15 protein-coding genes and 1 other RNA gene are annotated in these 13,175 nt (G+C 67.9%); 7 read left to right on the forward strand and 9 right to left on the reverse strand.

Annotation, left to right across the window (positions count from 1 at the left end):
• Positions 1–20 precede the first annotated feature (20 nt).
• From ruvA to ABFO07_RS16260, 3 genes are all read left to right on the forward strand, one after another.
• Positions 21–602, forward strand: a complete 582-nt coding sequence (ruvA, locus tag ABFO07_RS16250; protein ID WP_059565200.1) for a Holliday junction branch migration protein RuvA — start codon at positions 21–23, stop codon at positions 600–602.
• Between the two features lie 99 nt (positions 603–701).
• Positions 702–1,769, forward strand: coding sequence for a Holliday junction branch migration DNA helicase RuvB (ruvB, locus tag ABFO07_RS16255; protein WP_059565199.1), 1,068 nt, complete (start codon positions 702–704; stop codon positions 1,767–1,769).
• 25 nt (positions 1,770–1,794) lie between these two features.
• Entirely contained in the window at positions 1,795–2,754 is a 960-nt protein-coding gene (locus ABFO07_RS16260) for an oxygenase MpaB family protein (RefSeq protein ID WP_059889734.1), read from the forward strand.
• Positions 2,755–2,888: 134 nt separating this feature from the next.
• Here the strand turns inward: ABFO07_RS16260 and ABFO07_RS16265 are convergent, their stop codons facing one another.
• Genes ABFO07_RS16265 through tyrS form a run of 3 tightly spaced genes read right to left on the reverse strand, consistent with a single transcriptional unit; the run spans position 2,889 to position 5,276 of the window.
• Positions 2,889–3,554, reverse strand: coding sequence for a histidine phosphatase family protein (locus tag ABFO07_RS16265; protein ID WP_059565197.1), 666 nt, complete (start codon positions 3,552–3,554; stop codon positions 2,889–2,891).
• 25 nt (positions 3,555–3,579) lie between these two features.
• Positions 3,580–4,038 carry a D-aminoacyl-tRNA deacylase gene (gene dtd / locus ABFO07_RS16270; RefSeq protein WP_059880740.1) on the reverse strand — a complete coding sequence of 153 codons (459 nt, stop codon included), beginning with the start codon at positions 4,036–4,038 and terminating at the stop codon, positions 3,580–3,582.
• Positions 4,035–5,276: a tyrosine--tRNA ligase gene (tyrS, locus tag ABFO07_RS16275; RefSeq protein WP_059565195.1), complete on the reverse strand. Its 1,242-nt coding sequence runs from the start codon at positions 5,274–5,276 to the stop codon at positions 4,035–4,037. The genes dtd and tyrS overlap by 4 nt, the downstream gene beginning before the upstream one ends.
• Positions 5,277–5,474: 198 nt before the next feature.
• On the opposite strand from tyrS, the gene ABFO07_RS16280 reads away from it, so the two are divergent.
• The gene (locus ABFO07_RS16280) at positions 5,475–6,569 is read left to right on the forward strand and encodes an anhydro-N-acetylmuramic acid kinase (RefSeq protein WP_230942064.1); all 1,095 of its coding nucleotides are present in this window, start codon (positions 5,475–5,477) and stop codon (positions 6,567–6,569) included.
• 79 nt (positions 6,570–6,648) lie between these two features.
• On the opposite strand, the gene erpA is transcribed toward ABFO07_RS16280, so the two are convergent.
• The 3 genes from erpA to rplM all read right to left on the reverse strand — a co-directional run bounded on the left by erpA (position 6,649) and on the right by rplM (position 8,071).
• On the reverse strand, positions 6,649–7,020 hold the full coding sequence (gene erpA / locus ABFO07_RS16285; RefSeq protein ID WP_059565193.1) for an iron-sulfur cluster insertion protein ErpA: 372 nt from the start codon (positions 7,018–7,020) through the stop codon (positions 6,649–6,651).
• A 218-nt stretch (positions 7,021–7,238) separates the two neighbouring features.
• Positions 7,239–7,631, reverse strand: a complete 393-nt coding sequence (rpsI, locus tag ABFO07_RS16290; RefSeq protein ID WP_059565192.1) for a 30S ribosomal protein S9 — start codon at positions 7,629–7,631, stop codon at positions 7,239–7,241.
• A gap of 11 nt (positions 7,632–7,642) precedes the next feature.
• On the reverse strand, positions 7,643–8,071 hold the full coding sequence (gene rplM, locus ABFO07_RS16295) for a 50S ribosomal protein L13 (protein ID WP_009687896.1): 429 nt from the start codon (positions 8,069–8,071) through the stop codon (positions 7,643–7,645).
• A 297-nt stretch (positions 8,072–8,368) separates the two neighbouring features.
• On the opposite strand from rplM, the gene ABFO07_RS16300 reads away from it, so the two are divergent.
• On the forward strand, positions 8,369–8,671 hold the full coding sequence (locus ABFO07_RS16300; protein ID WP_347467928.1) for a DUF1090 family protein: 303 nt from the start codon (positions 8,369–8,371) through the stop codon (positions 8,669–8,671).
• A 418-nt stretch (positions 8,672–9,089) separates the two neighbouring features.
• On the forward strand, positions 9,090–9,554 hold the full coding sequence (locus ABFO07_RS16305) for an OsmC family protein (protein ID WP_081059826.1): 465 nt from the start codon (positions 9,090–9,092) through the stop codon (positions 9,552–9,554).
• A gap of 66 nt (positions 9,555–9,620) precedes the next feature.
• Here ABFO07_RS16305 and rnpB read toward each other — a convergent pair.
• From rnpB to pyrC, 3 genes are all read right to left on the reverse strand, one after another.
• An RNA gene (rnpB, locus tag ABFO07_RS16310) (RNase P RNA component class A) lies at positions 9,621–10,034 on the reverse strand.
• Between the two features lie 29 nt (positions 10,035–10,063).
• Positions 10,064–10,936, reverse strand: coding sequence for a DUF3025 domain-containing protein (locus tag ABFO07_RS16315; RefSeq protein ID WP_347467930.1), 873 nt, complete (start codon positions 10,934–10,936; stop codon positions 10,064–10,066).
• Positions 10,933–11,997: a dihydroorotase gene (gene pyrC / locus ABFO07_RS16320; RefSeq protein WP_059880728.1), complete on the reverse strand. Its 1,065-nt coding sequence runs from the start codon at positions 11,995–11,997 to the stop codon at positions 10,933–10,935. The genes ABFO07_RS16315 and pyrC overlap by 4 nt, the downstream gene beginning before the upstream one ends.
• A 211-nt stretch (positions 11,998–12,208) precedes the next feature.
• Between pyrC and ABFO07_RS16325 the strand changes: the two genes are divergently transcribed.
• Complete coding sequence (locus ABFO07_RS16325) at positions 12,209–13,111, forward strand: class II glutamine amidotransferase (RefSeq protein ID WP_059565187.1); 903 nt, start codon at positions 12,209–12,211, stop codon at positions 13,109–13,111.
• The last annotated feature ends 64 nt before the right edge of the window (positions 13,112–13,175 follow it).

Consider the following 13,175-nt stretch of genomic DNA (forward strand, 5'->3'; position numbering starts at 1 on the left):
TTCCTCGCCTCGCTCACTCCATGATCGGTCGCATCGCCGGCATCCTCCTCGAAAAGAACCCGCCTCACCTGCTCGTCGACTGCAACGGCGTCGGCTACGAAATCGACGTGCCGATGAGCACGTTCTACAACCTGCCGCAAACCGGCGAACGGGTCGTGCTGCTCACGCAGCAGATCGTGCGCGAGGACGCGCACCTGCTGTACGGCTTCCTGACCCAGCAGGAACGCACGACCTTCCGCGAACTGCTGAAGATCAGCGGCATCGGCGCGCGCATGGCGCTTGCCGTGCTGTCCGGCATGAGCGTGCAGGAGCTCGCGCAGGCCGTGACGATGCAGGACGCCGCCCGCCTGACCCGCCTGCCCGGCATCGGCAAGAAGACGGCCGAGCGCCTGCTGCTGGAACTGAAAGGCAAGCTCGGCGCCGACCTCGGCGCGCTCGCCGGCGCCGCATCGCCGTCCGACCATGCGACCGACATCCTCAACGCACTGCTCGCGCTCGGCTACTCGGAAAAGGAAGGCCTCGCCGCGATCAAGAACGTGCCGGCCGGCACCGGCGTGTCCGAAGGCATCAAGCTCGCGCTGAAGGCGCTGTCGAAGGCGTAACGGCCACGCGTCCGACGCAGTGTCGCGCCGCCGCGCGCGGCGCGCCAGTCGGCCGTTCGGCCAGGTTTGCCGTGCACCGGTGCGCGGTACAATGGCCGCATGATTGAAACCGACAAACTCGCCACCGAGCGGATCATCGCCGCCACGCCCGCCTCGTCGCACGAGGAGGTGTTCGAACGCGCGCTGCGGCCGCGCCAGCTCGACGAATACGTCGGCCAGGAAAAGGTGCGCGGCCAGCTCGAGATCTTCATCGAGGCCGCGAAGCGCCGCGCCGAGCCGCTCGACCACGTGCTGCTGTTCGGGCCGCCCGGCCTCGGCAAGACGACGCTCGCGCACATCATCGCGCGCGAAATGGGCGTCAACCTGCGCCAGACGTCGGGCCCGGTGCTCGAACGCGCGGGCGACCTCGCGGCGCTGCTGACGAATCTCGAGGCGAACGACGTGCTGTTCATCGACGAGATCCACCGGCTGTCGCCGGTCGTCGAGGAAATCCTGTATCCGGCGCTCGAGGATTACCAGATCGACATCATGATCGGCGAAGGCCCGGCCGCGCGCAGCGTGAAGCTCGACCTGCAGCCATTCACCCTCGTCGGCGCGACCACCCGCGCCGGGATGCTGACCAACCCGCTGCGCGACCGCTTCGGGATCGTCGCGCGCCTCGAGTTCTACGACGCCGAGCAACTGTCGCGCATCGTGCGCCGCTCGGCGTCGCTGCTCAACGCGCAGATCGATCCGAACGGCGCGCTCGAAATCGCGAAGCGCTCGCGCGGCACGCCGCGGATCGCGAACCGGCTGCTGCGCCGCGTGCGCGATTATGCGGAAGTGAAAGCCGACGGCAACATCACCGCGGCCGTCGCCGATGCGGCGCTCGCGATGCTCGACGTCGATCCGGTCGGTTTCGACCTGATGGACCGCAAGCTGCTCGAAGCAATCCTGCACAAGTTCGACGGCGGCCCGGTCGGCATCGACAACCTCGCCGCGGCCATCGGCGAGGAACGCGACACGATCGAGGACGTCCTCGAGCCGTACCTGATCCAGCAAGGCTTCCTGCAACGCACGCCGCGCGGGCGCGTCGCGACGTTGCTCACCTACCGCCACTTCGGGCTCGCCGCGCCCGACGCGGCCAACCCGGCGCGCGGCGCATGGGAGGCGTCCGACGGGCAATGACCGCCCGCCCGACGCCACGCACGCGATGACGACGCCCTCCAACCCGCACCCCGGCACACCCGCGTCGCACCCGCGCTGGCTCGAACCGTTCCGCAAGCGGCTCGTGGCCGGCGTCACGCACCTGACGACGGGCGGCGGCGGCCCGTCGCTCGACTTCTCGTCGCCGCCCGGCGATCCGGGCCTGTTCGGCCCCGACGCCGTCTGCTGGCGCGTACACGCGGATTTCGCGTCGATGATGACAGGCGGCATTTCCGCGCTGCTGCTTCAGGCATTGCATCCGCTCGCGCTCGCCGGCGTATGGGATCACTCGTCGTTTCGCACCGACATCCTCGGGCGGCTGCGGCGCACCGCGACGTTCATTTCCGGCACCACCTTCGGCAACAGTGCGGACGCGCTCGCGCTGATCGAGCGCGTGAAGGCGATCCATGCGAAGGTGTCCGGCGTTGCGCCGGACGGGCGGCCGTACCGCGCCGACGATCCGGCGCTGCTGACCTGGGTGCACGTCGCGGAGGTGTCGAGCTTCCTCGCCGCGCATCTGCGCTACGTGAACCCGGCGCTGCCGGGCGAACTGCAGGATCGCTATTACGCGGAAACGGCACGCATCGCCGAAATGCTCGGCGCGCAGGGCGTGCCCCGCTCGCGCGCCGAGATCGCCGCATATCTGACGCGCATGCGGCCCGAGCTCGAGGCCGGGCCGCGCACGTTCGAGGTGATGCGGATCCTGCTCAACGCGCCGGTCGCGAGACCGGTCATGCGGCCCGCCGCGACCCTCGTCATGCACGCCGGTATCGACCTGCTGCCGCCCTGGGCGCAGGACATGCTCGGGGTCTCGACGCTCGCGCCGCTGCGGCGCGCGTTCGTCCGGCCCGGCGTGCGCGCCGTCGCGCCAGTGCTGCGCTGGGCGCTCGTCAACGGCGCGTCGAAGCGCGCGCGTCGGCGGGCAACGGCACACAACGAGACGCAATCGAAAGCGAAAGGAAGCTGACGCCCGGTGCGCTGCCCGCAGCGGTCGCCGTTGGGTGAAGCGACGGCTCGCATACGCGCAGCCCGGCCGGCGAGCTCGCGCGCATGCTGCGCGCGAGCTGTATCCACGACGCCGTTGCGGCTCGCGGCCTGCGCCTACAGCACCTTGCTGTAACCGTCCTCGTCGTCGCTTGCCTCGCTCAGGTGCGAGATGTCGGCCCACTGCACGACTTGCGCGCGGCCGCCTGCGTAATCGACGACGTTGATGCTCGTATTGAGCAGTTGATAGTTGCGCGGCGCGGCGAGTTCGAGCCCGTTCGCGAAGCGGTACACGCAATCGAGCACGCCGCCATGCGCGACACATGCGATCCGGCCGCCCGGATGGGCGGCAACGATCGGCTCGAGCGCATGCAGCACGCGGTGATAGAACGCGCGCTGCGACTCGCCGCCTTCCGGCTCGAAGCCCGGGTCGCGCGTCTGCCACGCCGCATAGGCGTCCGGGAAGCGCGCCTCGATCTCCGTGCTGTCATGCCCCTGGAACACGCCATACGCCCGCTCGCGCAAGCCTTCGCGCAGCACGAGCGGCAGGCCCAGCGCGTCGGCGGCCGGCTGCGCGGTCTGCTGCGCGCGCATCAGGTCGCTCGAATAGATCGCGTCGATCCCTGCGCCGTCGCGCGCCTCGCGCGCCAGACGCGCGGCGAGCCGCTGCGCCTGCGCGAGGCCCGTGTCGGCCAGCGGAATGTCGATATGGCCCTGGATGCGCTTGATGCGGTTCCAGGCGGTCTCGCCGTGGCGAATGAAGAGGATCTGCGTGGTGGCCATTGCGGCGGCGCCTCAGGGGAAAGAATCAGGGCCGCACTTGCAGCCAGAACGTCACCGGCCCGTCGTTGACGAGCGAGACCTGCATGTCGGCGCCGAATTCGCCCGTCGCGACGTGCGGATGGCGCCCCCGCGCCGCGTCGACGAAATAGTCGAACAGGCGCGCGCCCTCGTCGGGCGGCGCCGCGGGCGTGAAGCTCGGGCGCAGGCCGCTGTTGGTGTCGGCGGCGAGCGTGAACTGCGACACGAGCAGCAAGCCGCCCGCACGCCCTTCGCCGTCGATATTCGACACGGGCAGGTTCATCTTGCCGGCCGCGTCGCTGAACACGCGATAGCCGAGCACCTTCGCGAGCAGCTTGTCGGCCGCCGCCTCGGTGTCGCCGCGCTCCGCGCAGACGAGCGCGAGCAGGCCCGCGCCGATCTCGCCCGTCACACGGTCGCCGACGCGCACGTCGGCGCGCTTCACGCGCTGGATCAGCGCGATCATGCGGTGAGCGTCACGCGCGCGAAGCGGCGCTTGCCGACCTGCACGACGAATTCGCCGGCCTCGATCTTGAGGCCCTTGTCCGACACCGTGGCGCCGTCGATCTTCACGCCGCCCTGCTCGATGTTGCGCAGCGCTTCGCTCGTCGACGGCACGAGCCCGGCCTGCTTCAGCAACTGGCCGATCGCGAGCGGCGCGCCCGCGAGCGTCACCGACGGGATGTCGTCCGGCACGCCGCCCTTCGCGCGATGGTTGAAATCCTCGAGCGCGCGCTCGGCGTCGGCCTGCGAATGGAAGCGCGCGACGATTTCCTGCGCGAGCAGCACCTTGAAATCGCGCGGGTTGCGGCCCGCTTCGGCCTCGCGGCGGAAGCCGACGATCTCGTCCATGCTGCGGAACGACAGCAGCTCGAAGTAACGCCACATCAGCGTGTCCGAGATGCTCATCAGCTTGCCGAACATGTCGGTCGGCTTCTCGCTGATGCCGACGTAGTTGCCCTTCGACTTCGACATCTTCTCGACGCCGTCGAGGCCCTCGAGCAGCGGCATCGTCAAGATGCACTGCTGTTCCTGCCCGTACTGCTTCTGCAGTTCGCGGCCGACCAGCAGGTTGAACTTCTGGTCGGTGCCGCCGAGCTCGAGGTCGGCGTTCAGCGCGACCGAGTCGTAGCCCTGCATCAGCGGGTAGAGGAATTCGTGGATCGAGATCGGCACGCCGCCCTGGAAGCGCTTCGTGAAATCCTCGCGCTCGAGAATGCGCGCGACCGTGTAGCGCGACGCGAGCTTGATCATCCCGTCGGCGCCGAGCGGCATCGACCATTCGCTGTTGTAGCGGATCTCGGTCTTGTCGCGGTCGAGCACCAGCGCGGCCTGCTCGAAATAGGTCTTCGCGTTCGCCTCGATCTGCTCGCGCGTGAGCGGCGGGCGCGTCGCATTGCGGCCGGACGGGTCGCCGATCAGCGACGTGAAATCGCCGATCAGGAAGATCACCGTGTGGCCGAGGTCCTGCAGCTGGCGCATCTTGTTCAGCACGACCGTGTGGCCGATGTGGATGTCGGGCGCGGTCGGGTCGAGGCCGAGCTTGATGCGAAGCGGCGTGCCGGTGGCGGCGCTGCGCGCGAGCTTCTGCGCGAACTCCTCCTCGATCAGCAGCTCGTCGACGCCGCGCTTCGTGACAGCAAGCGCATGCCGGACTTCGTCGGTGATCGGGAAAACGGGCTTGGAACTGGGTTCGGTGCTCATCGGTGCCAGGAAGAATGTCGCAAAAACAGGGATTTTCCCATAACTTGCGCGCGCATCGCTTAACGGCGGCGCCGCTTGCGCGGATAATCGGTCGCGAAGCGCGCGGCACCGGCCGCCGCCGCACGATTCGGGAGGGCTCACGTGCCGCTAAGACGTCCGCCATCCGGCCATCCGGCCGACGGTATCTATTTCGGGTTGATGTCGGGAACGAGCATGGACGGCGTCGACGGCGTCGCCGTGCGCTTCGAGGCAGGCAAGGCGCCGGCCGTGCTCGCCGAAGCCTGCGTCGGGTTCGCGCAGACGCTGCGCGACGCGCTGTTCTCGCTGCAGCAACCGGGCGACAACGAGATCGAGCGTGAATCGCTGGCCGCCAACGCGCTCGCGGCCCGCTACGCGGTGTGCTGCCACGAACTGCAGCGCTCGGCGGGCCTCCCGCCCGACCAGGTGCGCGCGATCGGGGTGCACGGCCAGACGGTGCGCCATCGTCCCGAACGCGGCTACACGCGGCAGATCAACAATCCGGCACTGCTCGCCGAGCTGACGCACATCGACGTGATCGCGGATTTCCGCAGCCGCGACGTTGCCGCGGGCGGCCAGGGCGCGCCGCTCGTGCCGGCGTTCCACGCAACCGTGTTCGGCGCGCCGGGCGAGATGCGGGTCGTCTGCAATCTTGGCGGTATCAGCAACATCACGATCCTGCCCGGCGACGGCAGCGACCGGGTGCGCGGCTTCGACTGCGGCCCGGCCAACGCGCTGATCGACGCGTGGGCGGGCCGCCACCTCGGCAAACCCTACGACGACGGCGGCCGCTTTGCCGCGCGCGGCGCCGTGCATGCGCCGCTGCTCGACGCGCTGCTCGACGAAGCGTATTTCTCCGCGCCGCCGCCGAAGAGCACGGGGCGCGACCTGTTCAATCCGGCCTGGCTCGACGCAAAGCTCGCCGCGTTCGCGCAGGTCGCGGCGGAAGACGTGCAGGCGACGCTCACGGCGCTCACCGCGGTCACGGTCGCCCGCGAGATCGCACGGCACGCGCCGGGTTGCAAGGCCGTGTACGTATGCGGCGGCGGCGCCCGTAACCCGGTGCTGCTCGATGCGCTCGCAACCGCGCTGCACGACTGCGGCGTCAGTGCGACCGTCGACACCACCTCCGCGCTCGGCGTGCCGCCGCAGCAGGTCGAGGCGCTCGCGTTCGCGTGGCTCGCGTATCGCTTCACCGCACGCGAGCCGGGCAACCTGGCCACGGTCACCGGTGCGGCCGGCGACCGCGTGCTCGGCGCACTCTATCCGCGCTGACGCGCCGCGCGAGCGGCAGGCGGGCACAAAAAACGGGGCATGAAGCCCCGTTTTTTATTCGGACCGGTACGGCCGTTCGTCAGACCGAGAACGACGAGCCGCAACCGCAGGTGGTCGTGGCGTTCGGGTTCTTGATCACGAACTGCGCGCCGTTCAGATCGTCCTTGTAGTCGATCTCGGCGCCGACCAGATACTGATAGCTCATCGAGTCGATCAGCAGCTGGACACCGTTCTTGTTCATCACGGTATCGTCCTCGTTGACTTCCTCGTCGAACGTGAAGCCATACTGGAAGCCCGAGCAGCCGCCGCCCTGCACGAACACGCGCAGCTTCAGGTCGGGGTTGCCCTCTTCGTCGATCAGTTGCTTGACCTTCTCGGCCGCCGCGTCGGTGAAGACGAACGGTGCCGGCATTTCTTCAGTCGTGGCTGCGGATTCGGTAACAGCGTTCATGCGAACTCTCCAAAAAGCTTTAGCCGCTATTGTAGGGCCGATCTCAAGATCGTGCTGATGTCCATGAAATCAACAGGTTCTTGTCGATTTCGTCAAACCGGGCGGCGCGCACGCCCGCGCGGCGCGGAATCGCGCGCGCATAAAAAAACCGCCAGCATGAAAGCTGGCGGTTTTTTCGGGCGGACACCGCGCAGGCGCGGCGGCCAACCGTGAAGCGCTTAACGCTTCGAGAACTGCTTCGCGCGGCGTGCCTTGCGCAGACCGACCTTCTTACGCTCGACTTCACGCGCATCGCGCGTAACGAAGCCTGCGGTCGACAGCGACGGCTTCAGCGTCGCGTCGTAGTCGATCAGCGCGCGGGTGATGCCGTGGCGCACTGCGCCTGCCTGACCCGTTTCGCCGCCGCCCGTCACGTTGACCTTGATGTCGAACGTTTGAGCGTGGTTCGTGAGTTCCAGCGGCTGACGCACGATCATCAGCGACGTTTCGCGCGAGAAGTAGTCAGCGATAGGCTTGCCGTTGACGATGATGTCGCCCTTGCCAGCCTTGATGAAGACACGAGCGACTGCGCTCTTGCGGCGGCCCGTACCGTAGTTCCAGTTACCGATCATGTGGGCTCCCGTTAGATCTCGAGCGCTTTCGGCTGTTGAGCCGAGTGCGGATGCGTCGCTTCAGCGTAGACCTTCAGCTTCTTGATCATCGCGTAGCCGAGCGGGCCCTTCGGCAGCATGCCCTTGACCGCCTTCTCGAGCGCACGGCCCGGGAAGCGTTCTTGCATCTTGCCGAACGTCGTTTCATAGATGCCGCCCGGGTAGCCCGAGTGACGGTAGTACTTCTTGTCCAGCGTCTTGTTGCCCGTGACCTTCAGCTTGCTCGCGTTGATGATGATGATGAAATCACCAGTGTCGACGTGCGGGGTGAACTCAGGCTTGTGCTTGCCGCGCAGACGGCGTGCCACTTCGCTGGCAACACGGCCGAGAACCTTATCCGTCGCGTCAATCACGTACCATTCGCGCGTCACCTCATGGGCTTTTGCGGAAAACGTCTTCATGATCGATCCAAAAAAAATGCTTTGCCCGATGTGTTCTTTCCTGCTTGTCTAGGTGCGCTTCGAGGCGCAGTGCAGGCTCTCCCTGTTCTTTTTCCGTGGGCATGAATGCGGAAAAGCCCTGAATTATAAAGGAAATGCCGAGGCGCGGTCAAAGGGAATCCACATCCGGGTGCCCGCCGCGCCGGAAATCGGCCAAAATCCGGCCGTGCCCCGTTGCAACGGGCGATTCCGAGCGCCCGGGGGCACGCAGCAACGCACGCAAGACCGCGTGCCGGACCAGGAAAAACAACAAACACGATGAAGAACCGACTCTCACCCTTCCTTGCGGCCGTATTGATTGGCGCCGCCACCTCGCCCGCCCATGCCGACCCGACCGGCTGCGACGCAAAGCTGGATTCACTCGACGCGCGCATCGCCGCGGCCCGGGATGCCCGCGCCGACGATCGCGTCGCCCGGCTGCGCGCGGTGCGCGAACGCGTCCGCCACTTCTGCTCGCGCCGCCACGGCCAGGCATCCGCCGTGCAGCCCCCCGCCGCCGGCCCGCGCGGCGCGACGGCCGACGGGGCGTCGCAGGCCGCCGGCCGGCAGCCCACCGTGTAAGGTGCGGGAGGCGCGCTGTGCGCGCCGATGTTTGCATCAGACGAAAAAAAGCCCGAACGGCTGGTTCGGGCTTAATCCACCATAGGAGGAGGGTGGAGGAGACATTCGGAGGTTGCCGCAGCGCGACAACCAATGTCACGCATTATACGAACGCCCCGTCGGCAGCACAAGAAAATTTGCATTGCGAAATCTACAACCATAATGCGGAATATTGACATTTTGCTTCCAATTCCGGGTTTCTCCATTTAAATCAACAGCTTGCGAAGACCGCCGAGTGCCGCCCGCGCAGGCCGACTAGAGCGAAACCCCTAAAAGTCCGGCGGATTTCCCCGCCCTGCGTCGCCGCGCGCGGCGCTTGCCGCCGCCCGCTTCCGCGCATCGTGCGGCGCATCAGCCGGCCGCGGCGGCGCGGGCTACAATGCCGGTTCGAACTCGAATCAGGCAACGCTGGAGCGCAAGCATGGAATGCAAAGTAAGCTGGATGGGCCAGGACGGCATGGCGTTTTCCGCCCAGACCGGAAGCGGGCACCTCGTCGCGATGGACGGCGCGCCGGAAGGCGGCGGCCATAATCTCGCCCCGCGGCCGATGGAAATGGTGCTGGTCGGCACCGGCGGCTGCACCGCGTACGACGTCATGCTGATCCTGAAGAAAAGCCGCCAGGACGTCACCGGCTGCTCAGTCACGCTGAAGGCCGAGCGCGCGAGCGAGGATCCGAAGGTCTTCACGAAGGTGCACTTCCACTTCACCGTCACCGGCCGCAACCTGAATCCCGCGACCGTCGAGCGCGCGATCAACCTGTCGCACGACAAGTACTGCTCCGCGTCGATCATGATCGCGAAGACGGCCGAGCTCACGCATTCGTTCGACATCGTCGCGGCCTGACGCGCAGCGCATCGGATGAAAAAAGGGCCGGCGTCCCGTCTGGGGCGCCGGCCCTTCGCATGCGAGCGGCAAAGCAGGCCGATAAGCCGGATTCTGTGCACGCCGCGCGTCCGAAGACGCGCGGCGCGTGGCAGCCATTCCTCTAGGCGCGCCATTGCTGACGCGCTCAAGCTTCCTACCCGCAGACGAGACGGGGGCCCCGTCCTGCATCCGAAAATGCGCGCCTGCCTACTTGGAATTGCTCCGGGTGGAGGTTACCGTGCCGGCGAACGTCGCCGTCGCCGCGGTGCGCTCTTACCGCACCGTTTCACCCTTACCTGATCCCGGCTTGCGCCGGGCCATCGGCGGTTTGCTTTCTGTTGCCCTGTTCCGCGTGTCGCCACGGATGGCCGTTAGCCATCACCCTGCCCTGTGGAGTCCGGACTTTCCTCGCCCCCGCCTGCCCGAAGGCGGCGAGGCCGCGACTGCCTGGCCTGCTTTGCGACGCGCATTCTAGCACCGCGCGCCGTTCATGACAGCGGCCGCGCGCGCCGCCCGCTGCGGAACACCGCCGGATCGTCATAGAACGCAGGATCGGCGTTCTCCGCGCACCAGCCCGGCACGCCCAGCACCGGCAGCGGCGACAGGTCGCGGCTCGTCAGCGCGCGCGTCGCGAGCGCATCCGCGACCCGCGCGTCGACGTGCGCCGCACGGCGCGCGGCCGGCCAGCCGAAATAGTCGGCGCTCACCTCGACGATCCAGGCGTGCGCGGTACACGACTTGTACGGCGCGACGAGCTTCTCGAGCAGCGCGTGTCCGACGAGCCGCACCTCGCAACGCGCGCCCCACGCCCCGCGCGCGGCCACCAGCAGCCGCGGCCAGTCGAAGCCGCGCAGCGCGTCGCCGAGCGCCGGGTCGGCCGCCACGAGCAGCGCTGCGTTCTCGTCGAACAGCGTCAGCGCGTCGCGCAGCGTGCCGCGCACCGGGCCGACGCCGCCCGCCGCGTCGATCGCCGCGGCCTGGCGCGCGTTCAGCGCGGCCTTGATGCGCGGATACGCGAGCCACACGAGCGCATTGAAGAAATCGTGGAGATTGTGGCGGGTCGGCACCCCGCCGGTTTCGGCGATATGGGTCTCGTACGCGACGCCGGCCGGCAGTTCGGCTTGAGGAATGAAGCGCAGCGGCCTGCCGCGGCCGCTCGCGAGCGGCGTCTCGCCTGCCTTGGCCGCCGCGCCGTTCAGCGCGGCGAGCAGCGCGGGCTCGCCGTCGAGCGCGGCCACCTGCGCGGCACGGCCCGTTTCGGCAAAGCCCGCGAGCCACGGCGCGGACCAGTCGATCCGCGCAAACGCCGCCGCGCCGACACCGGCCGGCTGGCCGGCCCCGCGCGGCGGCGCGGCATTCACGCGAGTTTCCAGCCGATCGACTCGCCGGCGCGCAGCGGCACGACCGGCGTATCGCCCGCGAGGATCTCGAGCGGCAGCTCCCACGGTTCGCGGCGCAGCGTCACCGTTTCCGGGCTGCGCGGCAGGCCGTAGAAATCCGCGCCGAAGAAGCTCGCGAACCCTTCGAGCTTGTCGAGCGCGCCCGCATTGTCGAAGGCTTCCGCATACAGCTCGAGCGCGTGCAGCGCCGTGTAGCAGCCCGCGCAGCCGCAGGCGGCTTCCTTCGCGTTGCGCGCATGCGGCGCGCTGTCGGTGCCGAGGAAGAAGCGCGGGTTGCCCGACGTGGCCGCCTCGACGAGCGCGATGCGATGCGTCTCGCGCTTGAGCACCGGCAGGCAGTAGTAATGCGGGCGGATCCCGCCGACGAAGATCGCATTGCGGTTGTACAGCAGGTGATGCGCGGTGATCGTCGCGCCGATCAGGCCGGGCGCCGCATCGGCGTCGCGCACGTAGTCGGCCGCGTCCTTCGTCGTGATGTGCTCGAACACCACCTTCAGGCCCGGGAAGTCGCGGCGCAGCGGCGTCATCACGCGGTCGATGAACACCTTTTCGCGGTCGAACAGGTCGATCGACGCGTCGGTCACTTCGCCGTGCACGAGCAGCGGCATGCCGGTTTCCTGCATCGCCTCGAGCGTCTTCGCGCATTTCGCGAGATCGGTCACGCCGTGGTCCGAATTGGTCGTCGCGCCCGCCGGATACAGCTTCACGCCATGCACGAAGCCGCTTTCGCGCGCGCGGCGGATCTCGTCGGGCGGCGTGTTGTCGGTGAGGTACAGCGTCATCAGCGGCTCGAACGTCACGCCGGCGGGCACCGCGGCGAGGATCCGCTCCCGGTACGCCTGCGCCTGCGCGGTGGTCGTCACGGGCGGCTTCAGGTTCGGCATGATGATCGCGCGGCCGAACTGGCGCGCGGTGTGCGGCAGCACGGCGGCCAGCATGTCGCCGTCGCGGACGTGCAGGTGCCAGTCGTCGGGACGGGCGAGCGTCAGCGTCGCCGGGGAGGAAGCGTTCGAGGCAGTCATAGGAGGCGTCGTGAGAAACGGAAGCGGAAAACGGTGCCGAATGCCGCCGGCGCGGGCCGGCTGACGACTAACCGCAACACGGGGCCGTTCGTCGGCGGAATCCGCTTTTTACCGCTGTTGGCTCGGTGATATGCTAGAAGCATGCATTGTACCGGGGTTCGCCCGGTCCCAACCGGTTCGATACCCGCTTCAGCCTGCCGCCCCAAGTAAAATGTGCCAACTCTTAGGAATGAACTGCGCCGCGCCGACGGACGTCACATTCTCCTTTACGGGCTTCGCGGCCCGGGGCGGGCTCACCGACCACCATGCCGACGGCTGGGGCATCGCGTTCTTCGAAGATAAAGCCTGCCGCCTGTTCATTGATCACCAGGCATCGGCCACGTCGCCGATCGCCGAAATGGTGAAGCGCTACCCGATCAAATCGAAGAACACGATCGCGCACATCCGCAAGGCAACGCAGGGCCATATCCTGCTCGAGAACAGCCATCCGTTCATGCGCGAGCTGTGGGGCCGGCACTGGATCTTCGCGCATAACGGCGACCTGCACGACTATGCGCCGGACATGGAGGGCAGCGTCTATCACCCGGTCGGCACGACCGACAGCGAGCAGGCGTTCTGCGTGCTGATGCAGGGCCTGCGCGAAGCGTTTCCCGGTGCGCAGCCGCCGCTGCCCGAGCTGTTCGAGCGGGTCGGCGAGCTGACCCGCGGCATCACCGATCACGGCGTGTTCAACTTCCTGATGTCGAACGGCCAGGCGCTGTTCGCGCACTGCTCGACGCGCCTGCACTATCTCGTGCGCCGCTGGCCGTTCTCGACCGCGCATCTCGTCGACGAAGACCTGTCGATCGACTTCGCGAAATACACGACGCCGGAGGATCGCGTCGCGGTGATCGCAACCCAGCCGCTCACCGACAACGAAGTCTGGACCGCGTTCGAGCCGGGCGAGCTGATCATGTTCCAGTGCGGTGACGTCGCGGCGCGGATGCAGATCCCGGTGCCGCCCGCCGTGCTCGAGAAGCTGCGCAACCCGGCGCTCGATGCGTCGGCGTCCGCGCCCACGCGGCCGTTGCCCGCGGTCGAAGCGGACGTCAGCGAGGACGCGTTCGACTTCTAAGCGCGCCGCCCGCCCGCGGATGACAAAACGCCCGGCATTCGCCGGGCGTTTCCATTTGACGCAC

Origin of the sequence: Burkholderia stagnalis (assembly GCF_039848545.1) — a bacterium.
GTDB classification, from domain to species: domain Bacteria; phylum Pseudomonadota; class Gammaproteobacteria; order Burkholderiales; family Burkholderiaceae; genus Burkholderia; species Burkholderia stagnalis.

Coding starts and splice junctions, on each gene's coding strand:
- tyrS (WP_059565195.1), bottom strand. CDS start 5,276: ATGAGCACCGAACCCAGTTCCAAGCCCGTTTTCCCGATCACCGACGAA.
- ABFO07_RS16325 (WP_059565187.1), top strand. CDS start 12,209: ATGTGCCAACTCTTAGGAATGAACTGCGCCGCGCCGACGGACGTCACA.
- ABFO07_RS16300 (WP_347467928.1), top strand. CDS start 8,369: ATGAAGAACCGACTCTCACCCTTCCTTGCGGCCGTATTGATTGGCGCC.
- ABFO07_RS16265 (WP_059565197.1), bottom strand. CDS start 3,554: ATGGCCACCACGCAGATCCTCTTCATTCGCCACGGCGAGACCGCCTGG.
- pyrC (WP_059880728.1), bottom strand. CDS start 11,997: ATGACTGCCTCGAACGCTTCCTCCCCGGCGACGCTGACGCTCGCCCGT.
- rpsI (WP_059565192.1), bottom strand. CDS start 7,631: ATGATCGGTAACTGGAACTACGGTACGGGCCGCCGCAAGAGCGCAGTC.
- ABFO07_RS16305 (WP_081059826.1), top strand. CDS start 9,090: ATGCCGGTTCGAACTCGAATCAGGCAACGCTGGAGCGCAAGCATGGAA.
- ABFO07_RS16280 (WP_230942064.1), top strand. CDS start 5,475: ATGTCGGGAACGAGCATGGACGGCGTCGACGGCGTCGCCGTGCGCTTC.
- dtd (WP_059880740.1), bottom strand. CDS start 4,038: ATGATCGCGCTGATCCAGCGCGTGAAGCGCGCCGACGTGCGCGTCGGC.
- erpA (WP_059565193.1), bottom strand. CDS start 7,020: ATGAACGCTGTTACCGAATCCGCAGCCACGACTGAAGAAATGCCGGCA.
- ABFO07_RS16260 (WP_059889734.1), top strand. CDS start 1,795: ATGACGACGCCCTCCAACCCGCACCCCGGCACACCCGCGTCGCACCCG.
- ruvB (WP_059565199.1), top strand. CDS start 702: ATGATTGAAACCGACAAACTCGCCACCGAGCGGATCATCGCCGCCACG.
- ruvA (WP_059565200.1), top strand. CDS start 21: ATGATCGGTCGCATCGCCGGCATCCTCCTCGAAAAGAACCCGCCTCAC.
- rplM (WP_009687896.1), bottom strand. CDS start 8,071: ATGAAGACGTTTTCCGCAAAAGCCCATGAGGTGACGCGCGAATGGTAC.